General features: G+C 43.5%; 21 protein-coding genes and 1 pseudogene. 20 read left to right on the top strand and 2 right to left on the bottom strand.

Going from position 1 to position 25,183, the window contains the following annotated elements:
• Positions 1–33: 33 nt before the first annotated feature.
• Positions 34–258, top strand: a pseudogene (locus DWW86_RS13965) (GH36 C-terminal domain-containing protein); the annotation flags it as partial.
• A 123-nt stretch (positions 259–381) separates the two neighbouring features.
• Here the strand turns inward: DWW86_RS13965 and DWW86_RS13960 are convergent.
• A complete protein-coding gene (locus DWW86_RS13960; RefSeq protein ID WP_083585512.1) occupies positions 382–1,092 on the bottom strand; it encodes a GTP pyrophosphokinase in 711 nt (236 codons plus the stop codon).
• 413 nt (positions 1,093–1,505) lie between these two features.
• Here DWW86_RS13960 and adhE point away from each other — a divergent pair, with 413 nt between their 5' ends.
• Positions 1,506–4,115, top strand: a complete 2,610-nt coding sequence (gene adhE / locus DWW86_RS13955) for a bifunctional acetaldehyde-CoA/alcohol dehydrogenase (protein WP_117943732.1) — start codon at positions 1,506–1,508, stop codon at positions 4,113–4,115.
• Positions 4,116–4,378: 263 nt separating this feature from the next.
• The gene (locus DWW86_RS13950) at positions 4,379–5,680 is read left to right on the top strand and encodes an AI-2E family transporter (protein ID WP_117943731.1); all 1,302 of its coding nucleotides are present in this window, start codon (positions 4,379–4,381) and stop codon (positions 5,678–5,680) included.
• An 85-nt stretch (positions 5,681–5,765) separates the two neighbouring features.
• On the opposite strand, the gene typA is transcribed toward DWW86_RS13950, so the two are convergent.
• Positions 5,766–7,598 (bottom strand): translational GTPase TypA, encoded by a 1,833-nt coding sequence (gene typA, locus DWW86_RS13945; protein WP_015541778.1) that lies wholly within the window; start codon positions 7,596–7,598, stop codon positions 5,766–5,768.
• 198 nt (positions 7,599–7,796) lie between these two features.
• Here typA and DWW86_RS13940 point away from each other — a divergent pair, with 198 nt between their 5' ends.
• From DWW86_RS13940 to DWW86_RS13860, 17 genes are all read left to right on the top strand, one after another.
• Complete coding sequence (locus DWW86_RS13940; protein ID WP_072522187.1) at positions 7,797–8,423, top strand: single-stranded DNA-binding protein; 627 nt, start codon at positions 7,797–7,799, stop codon at positions 8,421–8,423.
• A 133-nt stretch (positions 8,424–8,556) separates the two neighbouring features.
• Entirely contained in the window at positions 8,557–9,066 is a 510-nt protein-coding gene (locus tag DWW86_RS13935; protein WP_072522186.1) for a cob(I)yrinic acid a,c-diamide adenosyltransferase, read from the top strand.
• 37 nt (positions 9,067–9,103) lie between these two features.
• Positions 9,104–9,997, top strand: a complete 894-nt coding sequence (gene dapA / locus DWW86_RS13930; protein WP_117943730.1) for a 4-hydroxy-tetrahydrodipicolinate synthase — start codon at positions 9,104–9,106, stop codon at positions 9,995–9,997.
• Positions 9,998–10,023: 26 nt separating this feature from the next.
• Positions 10,024–10,782: a 4-hydroxy-tetrahydrodipicolinate reductase gene (dapB, locus tag DWW86_RS13925; RefSeq protein ID WP_072522184.1), complete on the top strand. Its 759-nt coding sequence runs from the start codon at positions 10,024–10,026 to the stop codon at positions 10,780–10,782.
• Positions 10,783–10,986: 204 nt separating this feature from the next.
• Positions 10,987–11,433: a hypothetical protein gene (locus DWW86_RS13920; protein WP_117943729.1), complete on the top strand. Its 447-nt coding sequence runs from the start codon at positions 10,987–10,989 to the stop codon at positions 11,431–11,433.
• Between the two features lie 182 nt (positions 11,434–11,615).
• On the top strand, positions 11,616–12,383 hold the full coding sequence (gene hisA / locus DWW86_RS13915) for a phosphoribosylformimino-5-aminoimidazole carboxamide ribotide isomerase (protein WP_117943728.1): 768 nt from the start codon (positions 11,616–11,618) through the stop codon (positions 12,381–12,383).
• Positions 12,384–12,402: 19 nt separating this feature from the next.
• On the top strand, positions 12,403–12,924 hold the full coding sequence (locus DWW86_RS13910; protein WP_117943727.1) for a nitroreductase: 522 nt from the start codon (positions 12,403–12,405) through the stop codon (positions 12,922–12,924).
• A gap of 147 nt (positions 12,925–13,071) precedes the next feature.
• Complete coding sequence (locus DWW86_RS13905; protein WP_117943726.1) at positions 13,072–14,463, top strand: radical SAM protein; 1,392 nt, start codon at positions 13,072–13,074, stop codon at positions 14,461–14,463.
• A gap of 27 nt (positions 14,464–14,490) precedes the next feature.
• A complete protein-coding gene (locus DWW86_RS17605) occupies positions 14,491–14,730 on the top strand; it encodes an Ig-like domain-containing protein (RefSeq protein WP_083585510.1) in 240 nt (79 codons plus the stop codon).
• Between the two features lie 144 nt (positions 14,731–14,874).
• Positions 14,875–15,651 carry a glucose-1-phosphate cytidylyltransferase gene (rfbF, locus tag DWW86_RS13895; protein ID WP_117943725.1) on the top strand — a complete coding sequence of 259 codons (777 nt, stop codon included), beginning with the start codon at positions 14,875–14,877 and terminating at the stop codon, positions 15,649–15,651.
• A 21-nt stretch (positions 15,652–15,672) separates the two neighbouring features.
• Complete coding sequence (locus DWW86_RS13890; RefSeq protein ID WP_072522178.1) at positions 15,673–15,858, top strand: DUF6472 family protein; 186 nt, start codon at positions 15,673–15,675, stop codon at positions 15,856–15,858.
• A gap of 18 nt (positions 15,859–15,876) precedes the next feature.
• Positions 15,877–16,686, top strand: a complete 810-nt coding sequence (locus DWW86_RS13885) for a DNA-3-methyladenine glycosylase family protein (protein ID WP_072522177.1) — start codon at positions 15,877–15,879, stop codon at positions 16,684–16,686.
• A 319-nt stretch (positions 16,687–17,005) separates the two neighbouring features.
• A complete protein-coding gene (locus DWW86_RS13880; RefSeq protein ID WP_117943724.1) occupies positions 17,006–20,851 on the top strand; it encodes a penicillin-binding Tp47 domain C-containing protein in 3,846 nt (1,281 codons plus the stop codon).
• An 81-nt stretch (positions 20,852–20,932) separates the two neighbouring features.
• Entirely contained in the window at positions 20,933–22,747 is a 1,815-nt protein-coding gene (locus DWW86_RS13875) for an FMN-binding protein (RefSeq protein ID WP_181985364.1), read from the top strand.
• Between the two features lie 35 nt (positions 22,748–22,782).
• The gene (locus DWW86_RS13870; RefSeq protein WP_117943723.1) at positions 22,783–23,358 is read left to right on the top strand and encodes an FMN-binding protein; all 576 of its coding nucleotides are present in this window, start codon (positions 22,783–22,785) and stop codon (positions 23,356–23,358) included.
• Entirely contained in the window at positions 23,355–24,149 is a 795-nt protein-coding gene (locus DWW86_RS13865; RefSeq protein ID WP_117943722.1) for a 4Fe-4S binding protein, read from the top strand. The genes DWW86_RS13870 and DWW86_RS13865 overlap by 4 nt, the downstream gene beginning before the upstream one ends.
• Positions 24,139–25,182 (top strand): FAD:protein FMN transferase, encoded by a 1,044-nt coding sequence (locus DWW86_RS13860; protein WP_117943721.1) that lies wholly within the window; start codon positions 24,139–24,141, stop codon positions 25,180–25,182. Before DWW86_RS13865 ends, DWW86_RS13860 begins: the two co-directional genes overlap by 11 nt.
• Position 25,183: the final 1 nt, after the last annotated feature.

Raw genomic sequence — 25,183 nt, 5'->3', positions numbered from 1 at the left:
AGGGAGGAAACTCATGGCGGATGGGCGTCGGCGGCAAAAGACCGTTCCGAGATACTGGTAACGTATGTACAGGCACTTGGACAGGCCAACGTACATAGCCGCAGAATTTACCTTGATGGATTTGATCCGGACAAAGCTTACCGTCTGGAAGGTACAGACGAAGTGTACAACGGTGAAATGTTGATGAAGATGGGATTTTTGATGAGAGATTTCAGAGGGGATTTCCAGAGCAGACTGTATCATTTCGTTGCAGAATAAAGCAAAAAAACTGTCATGCAGGCAGAAATAAAACAGACGCAGGAGCTGACGATGATGTCGATGCCCCTGCGTTTTCTGTATACCAAAGTATGCAAGAGAAGTTGCCGGTGGTGCGTCTGCTGATCAGATTCTATCGATTTTTTTGCGGATATCCAGCATTTTCTGGTCCAGTTCGGAGATTACAGAAGCACATCTCTGTAATTCCTCGTTGATGACAGCGGCCTGTTTCTGACCTCTTTTATAGCGAAGCTGATGATCGAGATTTGCCCAGTAATCCATGGCGGCTGTGCGAAGCTGCAGTTCGACTTTGATCCACTGGCTTTCATTCTGGAATGGCATAGCGACCTCAAGAATCAGATGCAGACTCTGATAGCCGGATTTCTTTGGCTCTTTGATATAGTCCTTTGTCTTGATGATACGGATATCCTGTTGTTTCTCGATCAGTTCCGCGACTTTATAAATATCATCTACATAAGAACAAACGGCACGCACGCCGATCAGGTCATTGATTTTTTCCAACGCCTGAGCGAAGTTCAGATCCAGTTCCTTTTTCTGCATTTTTTTGCAGACGCTGTCATAGCTTTTGAGCCTTCCCGTCGTCATCTGGATAAAGCTCCGGTTATATTTCATCAGTAAAAAAGTATTGATAATTTCCAGTTTGGTCATCATAAGGTTGATGGCACATTGTCCTTTGATGCTGAATTCCCCGTCAGTCAGCATGTTTTTTAAAAGTTCTTTTTTCTTCAATTTCTGTCTTTCTTCCTCTAACTGTATCAAAGTAAAATTTTCAGTCGTGTAAGTTTCAGTCGTTCGTAATGTATTGCAGGTTCCCATGAAAATACTCCTTCTGTAATAAATCTGTAAGTGTTTTGCGTTAAATCAACGTAAAATAAGAAAAGTGATGGAAAATCACAGATTCCTTATTTTCGTTTCCCATCAATTAATGTATGAAAGCAGATGGAAAAATATGACAAAAATGACTATGGGCATCGGATATAGACTCCGGCAGGATTGCAGAGATGCGCAGAAGAAGTCAATTTGTAGAATCTATAGAAAAACAGAGAAGATACATGAAAGAATTCGGTTAAAATTTTAACAAATTACAGATTGACAAATGATTAACAAATCCGTATAATAAGCACATATCAATCATTGATAAATAATTAACGTTAATCAATTAACAGAATTGTTTATCGGACTAAATTATAAGGATCATATCATAAGAGGAAAAACAGGAGGATTCAGAAATGGCAAAGAAAGAAACCCACATCCCGGCAATCATTGACACTCCGGAAGCACTGGAAGCAAAGATCGCTGCGATGAAAGAAGCACAGAAACTTTTCGCCACTTACACACAGGAGCAGGTAGACAAGATCTTCAAAGCTGCTGCAACTGCTGCTGACAAAGCGCGTATCCCGCTTGCAAAAGCAGCTGTAGAAGAAACAGGAATGGGTATTGTTGAAGATAAAGTCATCAAAAATCACTATGCATCTGAATACATCTACAATGCATACAAAAACACAAAGACCTGTGGTGTGATCGAAGAAGATCCGGTTTACGGAATCAAGAAAATTGCAGAACCGATCGGACTGATCGCAGCAGTTATCCCGACTACAAACCCGACTTCCACCGCAATCTTCAAAACTCTGATCGCGCTGAAGACAAGAAATGCAATCATCATCAGCCCACATCCGCGTGCAAAAGGAAGCACTATCGAAGCTGCCAAAGTTGTGCTTGAAGCAGCAGTGAAAGCAGGCGCACCGGAAGGCATCATCGGATGGATCGACGTACCGAGTCTGGAACTTACCAACATGGTAATGAAAGAAGCAGACATCATCCTTGCAACAGGCGGTCCTGGAATGGTTAAGGCAGCATATTCCTCCGGAAAACCGGCACTTGGTGTTGGAGCCGGAAACACACCGGTTATCATTGATGATACTGCCGATATCCGTCTTGCAGTAAACTCCATCATCCACTCCAAAACATTTGACAATGGTATGATCTGTGCATCCGAACAGTCTGTAACAGTTCTGGAAGGTGTATATAAAGCAGTAAAAGAAGAGTTCCAGTACAGAGGATGCTATTTCCTTAAGAAAGACGAAATCGAAAAAGTAAGAAAAACAATTCTGATCAACGGCGCACTGAATGCAAAGATCGTTGGACAGAAAGCAGCTACGATCGCTGAGATGGCAGGTATAAAAGTTCCTGCAGAAACCAAGATCCTGATCGGTGAAGTAGAATCTGTAGACATCAGTGAAGAATTTGCGCATGAGAAACTGTCTCCGGTACTTGCCATGTACAAAGCAAAAACATTTGATGAAGCAATTGCAAAAGCAGAACAGCTCGTAGCTGACGGCGGATACGGACATACATCTTCCCTTTACATCAATGTAAATGAGAAAGAAAAAATGGCAAAACATGCAGCAGCCATGAAGACCTGCCGTATCCTGATCAACACTCCTTCTTCTCAGGGTGGTATTGGAGACCTTTATAACTTCAAACTTGTTCCGTCCCTGACACTGGGCTGCGGTTCCTGGGGAGGAAACTCCGTATCCGAAAATGTTGGCGTAAAACACCTGATCAATATCAAAACTGTTGCTGAGAGGAGAGAGAACATGCTCTGGATGAGAACCCCGGAAAAAGTTTACTTCAAAAAAGGCTGCCTGCCGGTTGCTCTGGATGAGCTGAAAAACGTAATGGGCAAGAAACGCTGCTTCATCGTTACAGACTCCTTCCTTTACAAGAACGGTTATACAAAGAAAATAGAAGACAAACTTGATGAAATGGGCATCGTGCATACCTGCTTCTCTGATGTAGAACCGGATCCGTCTCTCGCTTCTGCAAGAGCCGGTGCTGCAGCAATGCGTGCATTCGAGCCGGACTGCATCATCGCTATGGGTGGTGGATCTGCAATGGATGCCGGTAAGATCATGTGGGTGCTTTATGAAAATCCGGATGCAGATTTTGATGATATGGCAATGGATTTCATGGATATCCGTAAGAGAATTTACACATTCCCGAAAATGGGTAAAAAAGCGTACTTCATCGCCGTACCGACATCTTCCGGTACCGGTTCTGAGGTAACACCTTTTGCCATTATCACAGATAAAGAAACAGGAATAAAATGGCCGCTGGCTGATTACGAGCTGATGCCTGATATGGCAATCGTTGATACAGATAACATGATGAGTGCACCGAAAGGACTGACAAGCGCTTCCGGTATCGATGTTATGACACATGCGATCGAAGCATATGTTTCTATGATGGCATCTGACTACACAGACGGACTTGCACTTCGTGCCATCAAACTTGTATTTGATTATCTGCCGAGAGCATACAGAGACGGTAATGATGTAGAGGCAAGAGACCATATGGCAAACGCTTCCTGTATGGCAGGTATGGCCTTTGCAAATGCATTCCTCGGAGTAAACCACTCTCTGGCTCACAAACTGGGTGCTTTTCACCACATTCCTCACGGAATCGCAAATGCTCTGGTACTTACAGATGTTATGCGTTATAATGCAGCAGAAGTTCCGACCAAGATGGGTACTTTCCCGCAGTATCAGTATCCGAAGACACTGGCACGTTACGCAGAGATCGGCCGCTTCGTAGGACTGACAGGAAAAGACGACAATGAAGTATTTGAAAAACTTCTGGAGAAACTGGAAGAACTCAAAAAAATCATTGAGATCAAACCTACGATCAAAGATTACAACGTAGATGAAAAATATTTCCTGGAGACTCTGGATGAGATGAGCGAACAGGCCTTCAACGACCAGTGCACCGGCGCAAACCCGAGATATCCACTGATTGCAGAGTTGAAAGAAATCTACCTGAAAGCATACTACGGTAAATAAGCAGGATAAGCCTTCGTTTTCTTCCATAAAAATATTATAAGCAGCGACAGCCCCGGCGTTACAGGAACGTGATGCCGGGGCTGTTGTTTTAACAACAGGAGAAATATTGTAACAAAATTAAGAATCTATGTATTGCAAGTGGCAGGATATGGGTGTTACAATAAACACCAATGACAATGTTAACATAGAAACAGAACTTATATAGTAACGCTTTTCTGGTTATATATAAGAAAAAGAAGCAATAGCTTCAGGAGGCGTGATTATTGAAACATAATGAAAACACAAAATACGTGAAAATTGGTATCACAGGCGCTGCCGTTCTGGCATTTGGATTTGCAACAGCATATATCCTGAATCAAAGTGCAAATATTGCGGCAGGTATCCAGGTTGTATTCAACATTTTGAAACCGTTCCTGTACGGCGCACTGATCGCCTATATCCTTGCACCGATGTGCAACCGGATGGATGAACGCTTTCTGAAATGGTTTCCGAATGCGACAGAGAAAAAGAAAAAGGGGCTGAAATTTCTGTCTATTGCAATTGCGGTTATTCTTGCTGTAACGGTTGTGGTATTGTTGATCATTCTGATCCTTCCGCAGGTATGGGACAGTACAGTGAGGCTTATCCGTATCCTTCCGGCACGAGTTTCCTATGCGAACCGTATGATCGATCAACTATTGAAAGATCAGCCGGAATTGCAGAATTATTTTAATCATTTTTCATCTCAGATGGAAAGTGGACTGAATGATATCCTGAGTGCCAATTCCAGTATGATGCAGACGATTCAGGGAATTGTCAACAATATTACTGTACAGTTGATCGAGGTTTTGAGCGTATTCAAGAATATGTTCCTTGGATTTCTGATCGCAGTATATCTTCTTGCAAGCCGTAAGCTTTTTGGCGCACAGGCGAAGCTTCTGCTTTATGGTGTTTTCCCGAATAAATGGGCAAAGATCATCGAAGAAGAGGTTCGTTATACAGATAAGATGTTTAATGGATTTTTTGTCGGAAAGATCATTGACTCTGCAATCATCGGTCTGATCTGCTTTGCGGGAACAACTCTGCTGGGATTTGAATCCGCTGCATTTATCAGTGTTGTGATCGGAGTGACGAACATCATTCCGTTTTTCGGGCCGTTTATCGGTGCAATCCCATGTGCATTATTACTGCTTTTGGGAACTCATCCGTGGGATGCTCTGTATTTCCTGATATTTATTGTGATTCTGCAGCAGATTGATGGTAATATCATCGGACCGAAGATTCTCGGAAATACAACGGGTGTATCCAGTTTCTGGGTATTGTTTTCCATCCTTTTATTCGGAGGTCTCTGGGGAATTGTCGGTATGGTGATCGCGGTTCCGCTCTTTGGTGTCATTTATGATATTGTACGTAAGCTTACTGCACGTGGACTGGAACGAAATCAGCGGGAAGACATACTGCAGGAATACAATAAAGAATTTCATGAGAAAAAAGAAGAGACGAAGAAGAAATCAAAGCCTTCTGTCAGTGATAAAATCAATAAACAGATTAATGAGTACATTAATAAAAATGTAAATAATAAATAAGATATACAAAAGAAAACCCCATGGGCAGATTGCTCATGGGGTTTTATGCGCTCTAAAATACTGTTTTTGATTTTGCTCAGAGAAATTACTGTTTACGGAAAGCAGCACGTTTTCTTTCTCTTGGATCAAGGATTCTCTTACGGATACGGAGACTTTCCGGTGTTACCTCAAGAAGTTCATCCTGATCGATGAATTCAATTGCCTGCTCCAGACTGAGAACTCTCGGAGGTGTCAGCTTCAGAGCTTCATCAGCGGAGGAAGAACGTGTATTAGTCAGATGCTTGGTTTTGCAGACATTCAGCTCGATGTCTTCGGCCTTACCATTCTGTCCGATAACCATACCGCTGTATACTTTTTCTCCAGGCCCTACAAAGAGTGTGCCACGATCCTGAGCGGAGAACAGACCGTAAGCAACTGCCTCACCGGATTCGAATGCGATCAGAGATCCCTGCTTACGATACTGGAAATCTCCCTTGTATGGTGCATATCCGTCAAATGTGGTATTCAGGATACCGGTACCCTTGGTAGAGGTAAGAAACTCACCACGGAAACCGATCAGACCACGGGACGGGATATGGAACTCAAGACGTACGGAGCCATCGCTGGCAGTACTCATTCCCTGAAGTTCACCTTTACGTTCACTTAACTTCTGGATAACTGTACCGGAAAATTCTTCCGGAACATCTACATAAGCAATTTCCATTGGTTCAAGCTTCTTACCGCGTTCATCGATATGATACAGAACTTCCGGCTTGCTTACTGCAAATTCATAACCTTCACGGCGCATGTTCTCGATCAGGACGGAAAGATGAAGTTCTCCACGACCGGAAACTTTGAAGCACTCGGTAGTCTCTGTGTCTTCTACACGAAGGCTGACATCTGTATTCAGCTCACGATACAGACGGTCACGAAGATGACGGGAAGTGATGTATTTACCTTCCTGTCCTGCAAGAGGGCTGTCATTTACCATGAAGTTCATGGAAAGAGTAGGTTCGGAGATCTTCTGGAACGGGATTGCTTCCGGATTGTCGCCGCCGCAGAGGGTATCACCGATATGGATATCTTCGATACCGGATACAGCTACGATGGAACCGATGGATGCTTCTTTTACTTCGATTTTGTTCAGTCCGTCAAATTCATAAAGTTTGCTGATCTTGACTTTTTTGCGTTTGTCAAGGTCATGATGGTTCAGAAGAGTAAGCTCCTGGTTGACAGCAATCTTACCGTTTTCTACTTTACCGACACCGATACGTCCGACATATTCGTTGTAGTCAATGGTGCTGATCAGTACCTGTGTGTCAGCGTCCGGATCACCTTCCGGTGCAGGGATATATTTCAGAATGGTCTCAAACAGCGGAGCCATGTTTTCCGGTGTATCTGCAAGGTCAAGAACTGCATGGCCTGCTTTTGCAGATGCATACAGGAACGGGCAGTCAAGCTGTTCATCAGAGGCTTCCAGATCCATGAGAAGTTCCAGAACTTCATCAATAACTTCTTCCGGACGTGCTTCCGGACGGTCGATCTTGTTGATGCAGACGATGACGTGAAGGTCAAGCTCCAGTGCTTTACGGAGAACAAATTTGGTCTGAGGCATAGCACCCTCGAATGCGTCTACGAGAAGAATAACGCCATCGACCATTTTCAGAACACGCTCTACCTCACCACCGAAATCAGCATGTCCAGGTGTGTCGATGATGTTGATTTTGACTCCTTTGTAATGGACAGCAGTATTTTTAGATAAAATAGTAATTCCACGTTCACGCTCGATGTCATTGGAGTCCATGACACGTTCCTGAACTTCCTGATTTTCACGGAATACACCGCTCTGTTTCAGTAACTGGTCTACCAGAGTAGTTTTACCATGATCGACATGTGCAATGATGGCAACGTTGCGTACGTCTTCGCGTTTGGTATTCATAAAATCGAAATCCTTTCTTTAATTACTTCTATATTAATGTGTTTTTTGCATAGTACGATATTTCAGTTTACCACATTTTTCGCAGATTACAAGGAAATCCTGAAAAAATTTTTTATTTTAAAGTTTTGGTTCTAAACCTTCATGGGTGTTCATAGTCTAGTATAGACAAAATACCCAAAGAGGAAGGAGAACAACATTATGGCAGACAAAATCATCGAAAACAATCAGGTATCAATCATGGGGAAAATTGATACAGGCTTTACATTCAGTCATCAGGTTTTTGGCGAGGGCTTTTATACAATGGAAATCCTTGTACGCAGACTGAGTGATTCCGAGGACCGGATTCCGGTCATGGTTTCCGAGAGGCTTCTGGATGTAACGCAGGATTACACCGGTGAGTATATTGAGATTCAGGGACAGTTTCGTTCGTACAACCGTCATGAAGAGAAACATAACCGGCTTGTCCTTTCTGTATTTGCAAGAGAACTGAAATTTGTGGAAGAGGACGAGGAAACGGTTCCGCTGAACCAGATCTTTCTGGATGGCTATATCTGCAAGCCGCCTGTATACAGAAGGACCCCTCTCGGAAGAGAGATTGCGGATATGCTTCTTGCAGTCAACCGTCCGTATGGCAAGTCGGATTACATACCATGTATCTGCTGGGGCAGAAATGCGCGATATGCTTCGGCTTTCACAGTAGGAGGACATGTACTTCTGTGGGGAAGAATCCAGAGCCGCGAATACATGAAACGTACCGGGGAAAATCAGACAGAGAGGCGGATCGCCTATGAAGTATCTGTAAGCAAACTGGAGTATATTGATTAAGAAGGGATAAGACTGGACGGAGAAGTTCAGGTATTGCTTTTTTGGCTGAACTGCGGTAAGATAAAACCAATAATGCGAATTATATGAGTGCCGCCCTTATGGGCGGTGTTTATCAACATTAAGAGGAAGTATTATGGAAAAAGAATTAACAGAAGTGTACTGCGGAAACGGTAAGGGCAAGACTGCACTGGCAATCGGTCAGAGCCTCCGTGTGGCAACGCAGGGAAAAAGCGTGATCGTGATCCAGTTTCTGAAAGGAAGAGAAACACATTCACTTGATTTTCTGCAGGATGTGGACAATCTGGACTTCAAGATTTTTCGCTTTGAGAAGAGAGACTGCTGTTATGAAGACCTGACAGAGGAAGAAAAGGCTGAAGAGAAGTCAAACATTTTAAATGGTCTTAATTTTGCACGTAAGGTAATTGCGACGCAGGAATGTGATTTTCTGTTACTGGATGAGATTCTTGGACTTCTGGACTGTGGGATTGCGACAGTGGATGGGATCATTGATATGCTGAAGCAGAAGGATGAATCCATGCACATCGTAATGACGGGCTGGAACTTTCCGGAGAAATTAAGACCTTACGTAGATGTGATCACTACATTAAATACGGAAGAAACTCATCCGCTTGACGGCGAATGAATACAATAAATTACAGAAGAATGAAGGAGGAGTTCTAATGGCAATTTTTAAAGGTGCAGGTGTTGCAATCGTTACACCTATGTATGATGACGGAAAGGTGAACTACGATAAACTTGAAGAACTGCTTGAGTATCAGATTGCAAACAGCACAGACGCAATCATTATCTGCGGTACTACAGGCGAATCTTCAACGATGACTCACGGGGAGCATTTAAAGACAATCAAATTCGCAATTGATAAGGTAAACAAACGTGTGCCGGTCATTGCAGGAACAGGTTCCAACTGTACAGAGACTGCGATCATGATGTCAAAAGAAGCTGCGTCTTATGGTGCAGATGCACTGCTTGTCGTAACTCCTTATTATAATAAAGCTACACAGAAGGGGCTGATCGCTCACTATACTGCAATCGCAAATGCAGTTCCGGAGACACCGATCATCATGTACAACGTACCGAGCCGTACAGGATGCAATATCCAGCCGGCAACAGTAGCTACACTCGTTAAGAATGTCAAGAATATCGTTGGTCTGAAGGCTGCAAGCGGAGATCTTTCTCAGATCGCCAAGACCGTATCTCTTGCAGGTGCAGACCTTGAACTGTATTCCGGAAACGATGATCAGGTACTGCCGATCCTTTCACTTGGCGGACTTGGTGTTATTTCCGTGCTTTCCAACGTTGCTCCGAAGGAAACACATGATATGGTCATGAAATTCATGGAAGGTGATGTTGCAGGTGCTGCTAAGATCCAGATTGATGCAATTCCGCTGATCAATGCATTGTTCTGCGAAGTCAATCCGATTCCGGTCAAGACTGCACTCAACCTTATGGGAATGAATGTAGGACCTCTTCGTATGCCACTCTGCGAGATGGAAGAAAGTAACAAAAAAACTCTGATTAAAGCAATGAAAGATTTCGGTATCAAACTGGCATAAAGACATACGCAGGAGGACAATAAATTATGGTAAAAATCATCATGCACGGATGCTGTGGTCATATGGGACAGGTGATCTCAGACCTCGTAGAAAAAGACACAAATGCTGAGATCGTGGCAGGAATCGATGTCACAGACAAAGGAAACACCAGCTATCCAGTATTTACAGATATTCACGAATGTAAGACAGAAGCAGATGTTCTGATCGATTTTTCTTCTGCAAAAGCAGCAGATGCGCTCCTTGATTACTGTGTAGAGCGTAGTCTTCCGGTAGTGCTCTGTACGACAGGTCTGTCAGAAGAACAGCTTGCAAAAGTAGAAGAGACCGCGAAGAAGATTCCGGTTCTCAAATCAGCAAATATGTCTCTTGGTATCAATACTCTGATGAAGCTGATTCAGGATGCTGCGAAGGTTCTTGCAACTGCAGGATTTGATATGGAAATCGTTGAGAAGCATCATCGCCTGAAACTGGATGCACCGAGCGGAACAGCTCTGGCACTGGCAGACAGTCTGAATGAAGCAATGGATAACCAGTATCATTATGTATATGACAGAAGCCAGAGACGTCAGCAGAGAGACGATAAAGAAATCGGTATTTCTGCAGTACGTGGCGGCACGATCGTCGGAGAACATGAAGTGATCTTTGCCGGTACGGATGAAGTGATCGAGTTTAAGCATACCGCATATTCGAAAGCTATCTTCGGCAAGGGTGCAATTGAAGCGGCGAAATACCTTGCCGGCAAACCGGCAGGACGCTATGATATGGCAGATGTGATCGAAGGCTGATATATTTTATTTTGACATGAATACCCCCGGATTCTGTATCGCAAGTGATACAGGAACCGGGGATTTTTTGTCTGATATCTTTCTTGTTTTATATAAAAGCTTTAAAAGTTTACTTTGAAACACCATTTTTTTCCAGTGTAGGATTTTGCCATTCTGTAAATATTATAGATACAAGCAAAAATCACGGTAAAGGAGAAAACAGAGATGAAAAAAATAAGACAGATCCTGACAGGAGTATTACTTATCATGGCACTCAGTGTGTTTACGGCCTGCGGAAACAATGATATGGCAGCTGATGAGGTCGATACTACGAACGAGAATAGCGGCAACACCGATACGACTACGGAAGATGAAAATCAGAATGTGGATAAAAACGATAAAAACAACAACGATAACAAAAATAATGCAGACAATAATGCGTCAGAAAATGAAAAGATGACAGATGATGCTGCAATAGACAATGGAGATACTGTATCTGAAGGTACGGAGGGTGTCGGAACAACAGATAATAAAACGGACGGAACAACTGTTGAGGATGGAAGTGTGTCTCAGGATCTGGGTGACGGAGTCCGTGCAGTCGGAGATGGCGTTGGAGATGCTGTAGAAGATGTCGGTAACGCAGTGGGCGATGTTGTGGATGGAAGAGAGTAGTAATCCACAACGTTATGAGTGAAAATAATTCATCATAGTAATTTGATAAAGTAAAAATACTTGCATGAAAATGGATTTCATATTATCATAGCATCAGAGAAATGAAATACGCAGATAAACGGGAAGCCCGGGTTCCAAAAGGAATCCGGAGCTTGTTTCTGCCGGACAGGGAGTATTGAATTATGAAATTTCGTCCATGCATTGATATACATAACGGTAAGGTCAAACAGATCATCGGCGGAAGTCTTAAAGATGCCGGAGATCAGGCAAAAGAGAACTTTGTTGCAGAGCAGGATGCGGCTTTTTATGCTAAATTATATAAGAAAGCCGGTTTGAAAGGCGGACATGTGATTTTATTGAACAGTGTCGGCTCCGAGTATTATGGGGCTACAAGGGCGCAGGCAATGAAAGCTCTTAAAGCTTATCCGAAGGGACTGCAGATTGGCGGTGGTGTGTGTCCGGACAATGCAGCAGACTATCTTGAAGCGGGAGCAAGCCATGTGATTGTAACTTCCTATGTATTTAAAGATGGCAGCCTTTCCTGGGAAAACTTACAGAAGATGGAAGATGCAGTCGGGTCAGAGCACCTTGTACTGGATTTGAGCTGCCGAAAAAAGGACGGACAGTATTTTATTGTGACAGATCGCTGGCAGAAATTTACCGACGTGCCTGTAACGCTTGAAACAATGAAAGAACTGGGAAGCCACTGTGCAGAGTTTCTTGTTCATGCGGTGGATGTTGAGGGTAAAGCAAACGGAATTGAGACAGAGCTTGCCGAACTGCTTCCTGGATATACAGACCGCCCGGTCACTTACGCAGGCGGCGTGGGAAGTATGTACGATATTGAACTTCTCAGAAAATACGGCAAAGACCGGCTGGATGTGACGGTCGGAAGTGCACTGGATCTTTTCGGGGGGACAATTCCCTTTGAAACACTAATAAATTTATAAAATTCAGGAGGTATTTATCATGAATGATGTACTGGAAACAATCAAAAGCAGAAGAAGTATCCGCAAATACAAGAGTGATATGATTCCGCAGGACAAACTTGAAAAGATCATCGAAGCGGGAACCTATGCGGCAACCGGAATGGGCAAACAGTCCCCGATCATCGTTGCGGTAACAAACAAAGAACTCCGCGATAAACTTTCTGCAATGAATGCAAAGATCATGGGCGTAAACAGTGATCCTTTCTATGGCGCGCCGGTCGTGCTGATTGTACTTGCAGACAAGAGCAGACCTACATATCTTTATGATGGAAGCCTTGTTATGGGAAATCTGATGCTGGAAGCAGAAGCGCAGGGAGTTGGAAGCTGCTGGATCCACAGAGCAAAAGAAGAGTTTGAAAGTGAAGAAGGCAAAGAAATCCTGAAATCACTTGGAATTGAGGGCGACTACGAGGGAATCGGTCACTGTGTGCTCGGCTATGCGGACGGTCCGGAGCCAAAAGCCGCACCGAGAAAAGATTCCTATGTATATTATGTAAAATAATAGAAATACTAAAATAACTGTTTTGAGCAGCAGCGGTCAGTGGGGAAATTTACCACTGACCCTTTTTTGTCCATTGAAAACAGAAACAGAATCTGAATATAATGTAAACAATAAAAATAATGATTGCCAGAGATGGAGGAAATACCAATGAACAAACTTAAACATGCAGCAGCAAAGAAAGTTTTTGCAGGAGTTGCTGATTATGCAGTCACTCAGGTGCATAAAAATCCTGAGGCAGCATATGAGAAGCTGATCGATACTGCTGAGAAGTATCTAAAAGATTTCGGAAAGGGCGTTAACTGGGATTACCTGAGAAAAGTTGCCTGTAATCCGGAATATACATTGAACCGTTATATCACATCCATGGTACAGAATCTGCATCCAAATGTTCTGAAGACAACTCTGATGAACCTTGGATTTGAAGCTTTTTATAATGGAACAAAGACTATTCACGAGATGAGAGAAATACATAAATGCAACATCCCGTGGATCATTCTGATGGATCCTACCAGCGCATGTAACCTGCATTGTACAGGATGCTGGGCAGCAGAATACGGAAACAAATTGAATCTTTCCTTTGATGATATGGATTCCATCGTAACACAGGGTAAAGAACTCGGTGTCTACTTCTATATGATGACAGGTGGAGAACCGATGGTAAGAAAGAAAGATATCATCGAACTCTGCAGAAAACATAACGACTGTGTATTTTTTGCTTACACAAATGGTACACTTGTTGATGAAGCACTCTGCAAACAGATGCAGGAAGTCGGCAACCTGTTCCTTGCATTAAGCGTTGAGGGTGAGCCGGATGTCAACGATATGCGTCGTGGTGAAGGTGTATACAATAAAGTTATGCATGCAATGGATCTTCTGAAAGAGCACGGTCTTGTATTCGGTACATCTATCTGCTACACAAGTGCCAACTACAAGAGCGTTACAAGCGAAGACTTCATTCAGATGCTTGTAGAAAAAGGATGCCGTTACGCACTGTACTTCCATTACATGCCTGTTGGAAATGCAGCATCCGTTGATCTGCTTCTGAATCCGGAACAGAGAATTTATGTAAAGAACCGTGTAAGAGAGATCCGTAACATGGAACACGGTCCTGGAATCTTCACTATGGACTTCCAGAATGACGGTGAGTTTGTAGGCGGATGTATCGCCGGAGGAAGAAACTACTTCCATATTAATGCAAACGGTGATGCAGAACCATGCGTATTTATCCACTATTCTAACGGAAATATTCATGAGAACACGATCCTTGAGATTCTGAAACAGCCGCTGTTCATGGCTTATCATGACAACCAGCCGTTCAATGACAATATGCTCCGTCCGTGCCCGATGCTGGAGAATCCGGAGATTCTGCAGCGTATCGTAAAAGAATCCGGTGCACACTCCACAGACCTTCAGTCTAATGAGACTGCAGAACATCTTTGTGGCAAATGTCTACATTATGCAGAAGAATGGGCGCCGGTAGCTGAGAAGCTCTGGGCAGAAGAAAAAGCTGAAAAAGCAGCAAAAGAAGCCAATAAATAATAAACAAATATGAAATAATGTAGTTCCATCACAGCAACCGGAAAGATTCAGGGCAAGAGTGCAACACTGAAACGCGGACAGAGACTGAAACTCAAAGCTACACTTACACCGGTGACAAGTTTACAGAAGGTTACATGGTATACTTCCCACAAGAAGATTGTAACTGTCAGCAGATCTGGTGTGATCAAAGCAAAGAATAAAGGCAGAGCTATCATTACTGTGAGGTCCGGAAACAAGAAATACAACATCAGGATCACAGTAAGATAAACAAAATTAATGAAAGGAAACCCTCATGGCGGAAGCTGTGGGGGCTTTCTTTTGCTTCTGCTAACGTTGGTCTTTCTTTTTTGCCTGCTTTGTATTAGAATAACAGTATTGATTACAATGTAACGAACGGATTGGAGAGAATATATGAAGGTTGTGATTTTAGCAGGTGGATTCGGCACCAGAATCAGTGAGGAAAGCCATCTGAAACCAAAGCCTATGATAGAAATCGGGGAGAAACCGATTCTCTGGCATATTATGAAGATGTATTCCGCTTATGGATTTAATGAGTTTGTAATCTGCTGCGGATATAAGCAGCATGTCATTAAAGAATGGTTTGCAGACTATTATCTTCACAACAGCAACATCACCTTTGACTTCACACAGGAAAATAAGATGATCGTGCACAATAATGTGCTGGAGCCCTGGAAGGTGACCCTTGTTGATACAGGACTGAACACGATGACCGGCGGTCGTATCAAACGTGTCCGTGAATATCTCGAAGAAGACACATTCATGATGACTTACGGTGATGGTGTGGCTGATATCAACATTAAAGAACTTCTGGAATATCACAGATCACACGGAAAAATGGCGACGCTCACGGCGGCACAGCCGGGTGGACGTTTCGGTATCCTTGATATTGAAAAAGACGGAACCATTACAAACTTCAGAGAAAAGAAAAAAGAAGACGGTGGCTGGATCAATGCCGGATTTATGGTGCTGGAGCCGGGAATCATCGATCTGATCGATGGCGATGAGACTGTCTTTGAAAAAGGACCTCTTGTAGAAGCGGCACGAATGGGAGAGCTGAATGCATACAAGCATAAAGGTTTCTGGCAGTGCATGGATACGCTTCGCGAGAAAAATATGCTGGAAGAACTCTGGCAGAGTGGCGAAGCCCCATGGAAGATCTGGAAATAATATTTGGCTGGAGGAAGACTTTTGAGCGGAAAGGCAACGAGCTGCGATTACTGTGCGAATTATGTGTACGATGAGGACAGTGAGAGCTATTATTGTGATGTAAACCTGGACGAAGATGAATACTATCGTTTCGTCAGCACAGAATATAAGGAATGTCCGTATTACCGAAACGGAGATGAGTACCGGGTAGTGCGCCATCAGATGTAAGGGAAACGGAGAAAACAAATGATTACAGTAGAGCTGGATAATTTCAGCCTGAAGGAAATCTGTCAGTCCGGGCAGTGCTTTCGGATGTATGAGACAGAAGAAAATACTTATGAACTGATCGCAGGAGACAAGTACCTGAAAATGGCACAGGAAGGCAGTATCGTAAATTTTTACTGCAGTGACATGGAGTTTATCTGCTACTGGGTGCCATATTTTGACATTGATGCGGATTACAGCAGCTATATAGCAAAGATAAATCCAAGAGATGCTTATCTGATGGCAGCTGCAGAGTGTGGAAACGGCATCCGTATTCTTCAGCAGGATCTGTGGGAAATGATCATTACATTTCTGATCTCACAGCAGAATAATATCTCCCGGATCAGGGGATGTGTAGAGCGGCTGTGCGAAGCATATGGAGAGAAAAAAATCTCCGGCGAAAAGGAATATTACGCATTTCCGACCCCGGAGCAGCTTGCGGGCGTATCTGAAGAAGATTTACGTAAACTGGGAATGGGATACCGGGCACGTTATATTGCGGAGACGACTCGAAGTATTCTGGACGGAGAGATTTCGCTGGAGCGAATCTACCGATTCCGTTATTATCGCCGTGCGAAGCAGGAGCTTATGAAACTGAGCGGCGTGGGGGAAAAGGTAGCAGACTGCATTTGTCTTTTTGCACTGCATCATATGGATGCATTTCCGGTTGATACCCATATCCGCCAGGTACTTGATGAGCATTACAGGAGAGGTTTCCCGAACCGTCGGTATCATGGCATGAGAGGTATCATGCAGCAGTATATTTTTTATTACGAACTGAATAAAAACTGAAAAATGGTGAGATACAGAGACCTGTTTCATTCCCTGTTAGAAGGGAACGGCAGGTCTCTTTTTTGCGTTATAGGAAATTACTTCGTAATGTTCCAATAACGTAAAAACGCTCCGCGAGGATGCGACCAGATGCAAATAAAAGCAACAAGTGTATTTTGTACTGTTTTTATATGATAAATATTATCAATAACAAAATTATTGAGAAAAAAAGTCGGTTTCGAGTTAGAAAAACCTAACGATAATATAGACACGAACTTTGATTTATGATATAAAAATATAGGTTAGAAGAAACTAACGGAAAAGAAAGAGGAGGAAGAACATGGCTAACAATAATTTGTTAAAGAAAATTGCACCGGTTGTCCTCAGTGCGACAGTAGCGATGACTGGTATGCCGTCTGCAGCTTTTGCAGCAGAATTCTCTGATGAAGAAGTAGTTCTGGACGAAAGAGCAGAAGACGAAGCAACGGATGTGGAGATAGAGGACACAGAAGTTGATGCGGCAGAAGATGAGGCAGATATTACAATCGAGGATGCCGAAGAAAATACAGAGGACACAGAAGCTGATACGACAGAAGAAACTTCCGGGGCAGAAGATGTTTTTGGCGCAGAGGGTGAGGCAGATGCTTTTGCGGCAGATGGTGAAGAAACTCCTGCTGAAAGTGAATTTGTATATGGTACAGCAAACATTCCGTATGCCGATTTCTTTTATGGTGAAATGAATGATGTACAGCAGAATACAGAAATGCAGCTGGATGCAGCAGATCCTGTGACAGAAGCAGGTTATCGCGAGGAAGGTATGTATGATGCAGTTACAAGCTGCACAAACAATAAATCTAAAAAATATGAGACTTCCTACTATACAGAAAACACAGAAAACGGAAGTGTGACTCTTGAGGGTATCAGGGATGTAAATATTGCAGTTCCGAAAAGTCTTTATAATGATGCGCTGAAAGCAGTTGAAGAGGGCAAGAGTTGCTCCAACCAGCTCCTTACTATTATCGGAAATCTTCAGAATGTAAGTGAAACTGCTCCGGAATCCGGCGAATATAAAGTCCTGAACGGTAACGGAACACTTACTGCAATGAAGACAGAGACAAAAGAACTTAAGATCAATTCTTCCATTTCAACATCATCTGCATGGGGAAATTATGAGGTCATCGTAGAGTTCGGAGATGAAAATCCAGATCAGCCAACAACTGCAAACATGATGGGTGCTATTTTTGAAACATCCGATGGTGAAAAATATGCAATGGAGCATTCACAGAACCTGTGGCTTAAAACCGGCAAAATTGCTTTTGCAGTAAAAGACGGTTTTGTGGAACCACATGGTAACACAATTGATGCAAAACGCAGCCAGGGACTGGAAGGAAAGACAATTAAAAAAATCACTTATCTTGTAAAAGATGGTGCGGATATTGTTATTCCGACAAATCTTCTCTGCAAATACAAACTTGCAGACGGTCAGGGAATCACCGGACCGGAAGAGAAGGTTGTATATACAAACAATACATTTACACCGACCAAAGTACAGCTGACTTATAATGTGCCGGAAGGTAGCAGTTACAAACTGACATCTGTACAATATGGTGGAAAAGCTCTTAAAGAAGGCAGTTACAATGATTATACATATGATGACACAACAAAAGTCTTATCTGTTTACGGAGGAGCTTTTGCAAACACAGGAGTAGGAAGCTATACACTGACTTTTGCAGATCAGTCAGAAGCACCGTATGAAGATATTACAGTTCCGATTGTGTTAAGTGCTGACGAAACAAAAGTTCAGTTCGCCATTCAGGACAATAAGCTGGTAAAAATTGATCCGAATGGAGATGCTGCTACATATGAAGTGAAAGATTATATCAAAAACATCACTTCCATCAAAATTGACGGACAGGCACTGGGTGGAAGAAAAGCAAACATCAGTGAAATTGCCAAAACAGTTTTTAATGAGAATACAGGTGCAGTTAACTTTGATGCAAAGGTTAATAATACGGCAGTATTTGCAAAAGGTGATGGCGGCAGCTACAATGTAGAAATCACAGCAGCCGGATTTAATGATGTTACAGGTACCGTTACACAGGATTCCGGTGAATACAAATACGTATACGCAGGACTTACATGGGATCAGTACTGGGCATCTGAGGGTGTATACGAAGCAATAAATACTTCAGCTTCTGAGGACAAAGACAGACGTGGCGAAAGTGATATGGGCGGTTTTGATGCTGTCACAAGAGCAACTGCAAACCATGGTCTCCACAGAGGAAGTTTCCAGACAATGGCAACTGTTTACGATGTGAATGGAAAATCTTACGAACTTGCCGGATGGAAAGACAAAACAACAATGATTCTTACAGACGGAAACACTGTTTCCTGCAGTAAAGGAAAAATAAACGGTGCAGATGTCGCTGAGTATACAGTAACCGGTCTGAAATATATTCCGGTTAAAGTAAAAACAGCAGATTATGATGCATTCAAGAAGGCATTTAAAGTAGTAGAAAACGGCGAAAAACTGTTTGGCGGTTATGCTGAAAACAATCTTAGTGCTTATGAAGAAACAGCAGAAGTCAATGCAAATACCAACGGACTTAAGACTGCGACAAAGACAGCTGATGGATTTACATTCAGCGCAAGAGCAAACGGAACAACTTCCGGCCTTAAGGGAGAAGCGCTGAAAACAGCAGATGGCATTACGACTAAAATGAAGCCGGGAAGCGGTAGCTACGGTGAATTCCTCCGTGTAGACCTTACAGGCAACTATGGCGGTCTCGGTGGTGCAATGCAGGCTGTAAAATGGACATATTATGGTGATGACGATACATACAGCAATGCACTTCAGAGCTATGGTACAAAATTTGCGGCAGACAACTGGATGCACAAATTCCACGGTATTCAGCTTGGCCTGACAGATTCTGTACGCTGCAAACTTCCGGCAGATACTGACGGAACAGGATACTGGGAAGTAACCGTTTACGGTCTGGGATACAGCGATTATACATTTAGGTTTCAGGCAACAGACGAAAATATTGCAAAACCGGCAGGCGATGCAGATTCCACACCACTAAAAAATATTATTGCGGAAGCAAAAGCACTTAAAGAGGCAGACTACACACCGGACAGCTGGGATACTCTTGTAAACGAGCTGGAAGAATGCGAAGACATGCTGGCTAATATCGCAAATCAGACCCAGTATGGAATTGAAGAGCAGATTGGTCACTTAAGAGAAGCAATCGACGGTCTTGTAAAAGCAGAACTCAAACTCAATGCAACATCAGGAACACTTTATACACAGGACAAAACATCTACAACTCTTAAAGCAACTACAAACCTGGAAGGTACTGTAACATGGAAATCCAGCAACACAAAAGTTGCAACCGTAGATTCCAAAGGTGTTGTAACAGCCAAAGCAGCAGGCACAGCCAACATTACAGCAACTCTGGGCGGGAAGACAGCAACATATAAAGTAACTGTAAAAAATGCAATGACTATCAACAAAACAGCAGTTACTGTATATGCAGGCGGAACACCGGCAAAATACACACTTAAAGCGACATCTGCACTTGGTGGAACAGTAAAATATGCAACAAACAACAAAAATGTTGCAACCGTAGATTCCAAAGGTGTTGTAACAGCAAAAAAAGCCGGAACAGCAGTGATCACAGCTACAGCCGGAAAATGCAAAGTAACCTGCAAAGTAACTGTCAAGAATCCGGGAATTGCAGTAAAAGCAGCAGCTTCTACCATTTACACCAAAGGTCAGACAGCAACAAAAATTACTGTAACAAAAATCGGTGTATCCGGAAATGCAAAATTTACAACAAGTGACAGACGTATTGCAACTGTAGATTCAAGAGGCGTTGTAAGAGCAAGAAAAGCCGGAAACGCCAGAATTACAGTTCAGGTTGGTAAATATAAAAAAGTCGTAACTGTCAGAGTAAGAAATGCTTCTCTGAAACTTGCAAGAACTGCAGCAACTGTCAGGAGAGGTAAAACAACCAGGATCAGAGTAAGTGCGGTTCCGAGCGGAAAAGTTACTTATACAAGCAGTAACAAGCGTATTGCAACCGTAACTTCCAGGGGTGTTGTAAAAGGCATCAGAAGAGGTACGGCAACAATCACTGTCAAATGCAATGGCATGATAGCAAGATTCAAAGTAACTGTAAAATAAGATCATATTCAGGAAAAAGCAAAGACGGGGGCCGTTTCCGGACAGCCCCTGCCTTTGTACGTTAAACAGACAGGAGACAGCATGAACAAAAAAGACAGAAAAAATATACATGACAAAAAAAATCTGCTCAAACTCCTTCCGGCTGCAGCTGTAATTGCGGCAGTGACTGTCACAGCAGTGCAGGGAAAATCGGCTGAGGGACTTACGAAAGTGTCAGCTGGTATGGAAATAAAAGATGCCGGAGAATTGTCTGGTTTGCTAAATGCAGCATATTTTGACGATAATACTTTATCTGATAAGAGTACAACGACTGCCGCAAAAAACAAAAAGAAAAAAAGGGGTATCAAAAAAGCTGCTGCAAAAGCATTACCGGATGAATCGAAGAAAACGTCAGCAGAAGGTCAGGGAAGTACGACAACTCCGACGACAGAGGTTCCGGAAGGCGGATATAAAGACGGAACTTATCAGGGAAGCGGTACAGGATTTGGCGGAACTGTCACGGTACAGGTGACTGTTGCGGACGGCAAGATCACAGGGATAGACATTCTTGATGCATCAGGAGAAACCCCGTCTTATTTTGCTTCGGCAAGAGGTGTTGTCAGCAAAATCCTTGCGGGTCAGACGCCGAATGTGGATGCAGTCAGCGGTGCAACGTACTCATCAAACGGAATCATTCAGGCCGTTCAGAATGCACTTTCAAAGGCAGGTGCTGCTGAGGTTTCCACTGTAGAAACAGACAAGAATACGAAGAAAAAGAAAACAAATACAAGTACCACAAAACCTGTTGTGATTTCAAAACCGACAGGGGATGTTGCCTATAAGGATGGTACTTATACTGCGCAGGCAGAGGGATTTGACGGTCCGGTAAAGGTGACTGTTACGATCAAAAACGGAAAAATTACAGTCATTACAAATACGAATACAGATACGAAAGAATACTTCGGCAAAGCCTGGGCAAAAATCAGGCCGGCAATTCTGAAAAAACAGGCAGTATACGGAGTAGATACGGTCAGCGGAGCAACTTTTTCTTCTAATGGCATTCTTGAAGCCACACAGAAAGCATTAGAAAAAGCAGCTGTAAAGAAAACGACTTCTCCGACACCGACTCCAACGGCAGCACCTGCACCGGTGAAGCCGGATACAGGAGATTCATCCGATACTGATAATAAACTTTATAAGGATGGAACGTACAGTGGACGGGCACGGGGATATTCTGGATTTGTGACGATCACACTAACAATCAGGGACGGAAAAATTACAGAGGTCAATAACACCAACAGTGATACGATGTCCTATTTCAGAAAAGCATGGAGACATTTACAGCCGTCAATTCTGGAAAAACAGAGTGCTGATGGAATTGATACGGTGAGTGGAGCAACATTTTCCTCAAACGGAATCCTTGAAGCAGCAAGAAGTGCACTGGAAATTGCGAAGGTAACGGCAGTACCAACAGCGACTCCGACACCTGGTCCGACAGAAACTTTAACACCGACACCGAAGCCAACAGCGACTCCGGTACCGACAGCCGTACCAACTGTTACGCCAACACCTGCTCCGACAGAAACTTTAACTCCGGCTCCAAAGCCAACGGAAACACCTGCTCCGACACCGGAAGGACAATATGTGGATGGCAATTACAGCGGAAGTGGCGATGGAAACTACGGCGTGGGAAGTGTAACTGTGAATGTAACAATATCCGGCGGAAAAATTACAGCTGCTTCTTATGATACGATAGACGATGCAGATTATTTTACCGATGCATGGAATGGTATTTACGGTCAGATTCTGAATAATCAGTCAGCAGACGGGGTGGATGCTGTGAGCGGAGCAACTTATTCTTCAAACGGAATCTTACAAGCATTTCGAAATGCACTGAGTCAGGCGAAAAGGCAGTAATTGCAGAAATACAGGTTATAAAAGGAGAAGATGGAATGAAATACCAGAGTTTTTGTATGAGAGTTTTGTGTCTTCTATTGATTCTGGCGTCTGTAATAGGCTATAATTCTATGCAGAAAAAAGATACACAGGAACAGGAAACTCAGGAGATCACACAGTTACAGAAACGTGTGGATACACTTGAAGAACAGCAAAAAGAAATGCTTGCCGCTCTTGAAGAAGCAGCCAAAAATCAGAAAACTGCAAAAGCACAGGCAGAGACTGACACAAAAGACGATGCAGTCAAAGAAGGCGCGGCAGACAGTGAAGATGCAGAAAGTACGGATGATTCCGAGAATTTCTACAAGGACGGTACTTATACCGGTTCTGCACAGGGATTCGGCGGTGCGATCGAGGTTCAGGTAACACTGAAAGACGATGAGATCACCGATATTCAGGTGACAGGTGCATCAGGGGAAGATTCTGCATATCTTTCTCAGGCACAGAGTGTGATAAGCTCGATCATATCTGCACAGAGCACAGATGTGGATACTGTATCAGGCGCTACATTCAGTTCTACCGGTATCATCAACGCTGTTGTTGACGCCCTTGGAAAGGCGGAAAACGAATGAAAAAGAGGCAGAGAAAGGTCCGGCTGATCCGGGCTGCGATACAGCTTGCGTTTTTCATCTTTTATCCGGCACTCTTTTCCACAGCATTTGCAGGGATCAAATCTATTTTTCAGGTGCTTGCTGCGCACCAGCCGATCACATGGAACTCTTTCCTTGATGTGACGGGAGTCCTGCTGGTAATTACGATTTTGTTTGGACGTCATTTCTGCGGATATGCCTGCGCGTTTGGTTCACTTGGTGATGCCATGTATGAGCTGACACTTTTTATCCGGCAGAAGGTTTTCCATAAAAAAGGACGTCATGGTTATACGGAAAAAGTGGTGCGGATGCTTCAGAAAGTAAAATACATTCTTCTGGCCTTTTTGATGCTTTCCATACTGAACGGATGGTATGCAAATCTTCAGGGCATGAGTCCGTGGGATGTTTTTTCCATGCTGACCGCAGGAAAACTTCCGAATGCTTCCTATAAGATCGGGATTGCGTTATTTATTCTGATTCTGATCGGGATGTGCACGCAGGAGCGTTTTTTCTGTCAGTTTCTTTGCCCGATGGGGGCTGTTTTTGCGATGATGCCGATACTGCCGGCGGCGCTTTTTCACAGAGATCGCGAGAAATGTCCGGCAAGATGTGGACTTTGCAAAAAGCGCTGTCCGGCACATCTGGAGATTGACGGAGACACTCCTTTTTCGGGAGAATGTATCTGCTGTCATGCCTGCGAAGTGACCTGTCCGCGTAAAAATATACAGATTGGGCCGGTAAAGGTCCGGGAAATGGAGAAAAATGAGAAATAAAAAGAAGTTTGTGACCAGTCTGCTCTGTGGAATGAGCTGTTTCATGCTGGCTGCGGTGCCGGTAATGGCAGACGCTGATATACAGAAATATACGAATACTGATTTTGCAATGGATACAGTCGTCTCAGAGACACTGTATACAACAGGTAAGGATCTGAATGCGACTGTCGGTGATAAGATCCGCGAGATTGAGACAGAACTGCTTTCATGGACTGACGAGAATTCGCAGATCGCGAAGTTAAATGCAGCTTCCGGTGAAACGGCAGAAGTATCCGATGAACTTGCCGGTTACCTGAAAAAGATTTTTCAGCTTGCACAGGATTCAGACGGGGCATTCGACCCGACGATAGGCAAGATCATACGTCTGTGGGATATTGCCGGAGAGAATCCGCATGTGCCGGAACAGTCAGAACTGGACGAGCTTCTGAAAGATGTCGGTTATGGTAAAGTTTCTTTGGATGGAGATAAAGTGACACTGGAAAAAGGTGCAACACTTGACCTCGGTGCAACCGGAAAGGGAATCGGGTGTGATGTGGTTTCGGACTTTCTGAAAACACAGACGGATGTGTCAGGAATGATTCTGAATCTCGGCGGCAGCAGTGTAATGGCTTATGGCAAAAAACCGGATGGTTCTGATTGGAAAGTAGCGCTCACTGATCCGCGTGATCCGGAGGGGGACTATCTCGGTGCAATCACATTGAATGACGGGGAATTTCTTTCGACGTCTGGAGACTATGAGAAATATTTCATAGAAGACGGGAAACGCTATCATCACATCCTTGATCCAAAGACCGGATATCCGGTGTGGAACGGCCTGGACTCTGTCACGGTCATCTGTGACAGAGGACTTTTTGCGGATGGACTTTCTACCGCATGTTTTGTACTGGGGATGGAAGACGCGTTAAAGCTTCTGGATAAATATGATGCAGATGCAGCGTTTGTGGATGAGGATAAGAATGTCTATCTGACATCAGGGATGAAAGACCGGTTTGAATTGATGAAGAATACCTATACAGTTAAGGAGTTGCAGTAAT

Source organism: Ruminococcus sp. AF17-22AC (assembly GCF_003460065.1).
In the GTDB taxonomy this organism is placed as follows: domain Bacteria; phylum Bacillota; class Clostridia; order Lachnospirales; family Lachnospiraceae; genus Blautia_A.
This window is presented reverse-complemented; position numbering and strand designations above follow the sequence as displayed.

What these genes read in the sequence shown, in the direction of transcription:
- DWW86_RS13860 (WP_117943721.1), top strand. Translation starts at nt 24,139, where the DNA reads ATGAGAAATAAAAAGAAGTTTGTGACCAGTCTGCTCTGTGGAATGAGC.
- DWW86_RS13920 (WP_117943729.1), top strand. Translation starts at nt 10,987, where the DNA reads ATGAAAAAAATAAGACAGATCCTGACAGGAGTATTACTTATCATGGCA.
- rfbF (WP_117943725.1), top strand. Translation starts at nt 14,875, where the DNA reads ATGAAGGTTGTGATTTTAGCAGGTGGATTCGGCACCAGAATCAGTGAG.
- dapA (WP_117943730.1), top strand. Translation starts at nt 9,104, where the DNA reads ATGGCAATTTTTAAAGGTGCAGGTGTTGCAATCGTTACACCTATGTAT.
- DWW86_RS13960 (WP_083585512.1), bottom strand. Translation starts at nt 1,092, where the DNA reads ATGGGAACCTGCAATACATTACGAACGACTGAAACTTACACGACTGAA.
- adhE (WP_117943732.1), top strand. Translation starts at nt 1,506, where the DNA reads ATGGCAAAGAAAGAAACCCACATCCCGGCAATCATTGACACTCCGGAA.
- DWW86_RS13875 (WP_181985364.1), top strand. Translation starts at nt 20,933, where the DNA reads ATGAACAAAAAAGACAGAAAAAATATACATGACAAAAAAAATCTGCTC.
- DWW86_RS13935 (WP_072522186.1), top strand. Translation starts at nt 8,557, where the DNA reads ATGGAAAAAGAATTAACAGAAGTGTACTGCGGAAACGGTAAGGGCAAG.
- typA (WP_015541778.1), bottom strand. Translation starts at nt 7,598, where the DNA reads ATGAATACCAAACGCGAAGACGTACGCAACGTTGCCATCATTGCACAT.
- DWW86_RS13940 (WP_072522187.1), top strand. Translation starts at nt 7,797, where the DNA reads ATGGCAGACAAAATCATCGAAAACAATCAGGTATCAATCATGGGGAAA.
- DWW86_RS13910 (WP_117943727.1), top strand. Translation starts at nt 12,403, where the DNA reads ATGAATGATGTACTGGAAACAATCAAAAGCAGAAGAAGTATCCGCAAA.
- DWW86_RS13885 (WP_072522177.1), top strand. Translation starts at nt 15,877, where the DNA reads ATGATTACAGTAGAGCTGGATAATTTCAGCCTGAAGGAAATCTGTCAG.
- DWW86_RS13865 (WP_117943722.1), top strand. Translation starts at nt 23,355, where the DNA reads ATGAAAAAGAGGCAGAGAAAGGTCCGGCTGATCCGGGCTGCGATACAG.
- hisA (WP_117943728.1), top strand. Translation starts at nt 11,616, where the DNA reads ATGAAATTTCGTCCATGCATTGATATACATAACGGTAAGGTCAAACAG.
- dapB (WP_072522184.1), top strand. Translation starts at nt 10,024, where the DNA reads ATGGTAAAAATCATCATGCACGGATGCTGTGGTCATATGGGACAGGTG.
- DWW86_RS13905 (WP_117943726.1), top strand. Translation starts at nt 13,072, where the DNA reads ATGAACAAACTTAAACATGCAGCAGCAAAGAAAGTTTTTGCAGGAGTT.
- DWW86_RS13870 (WP_117943723.1), top strand. Translation starts at nt 22,783, where the DNA reads ATGAAATACCAGAGTTTTTGTATGAGAGTTTTGTGTCTTCTATTGATT.
- DWW86_RS13880 (WP_117943724.1), top strand. Translation starts at nt 17,006, where the DNA reads ATGGCTAACAATAATTTGTTAAAGAAAATTGCACCGGTTGTCCTCAGT.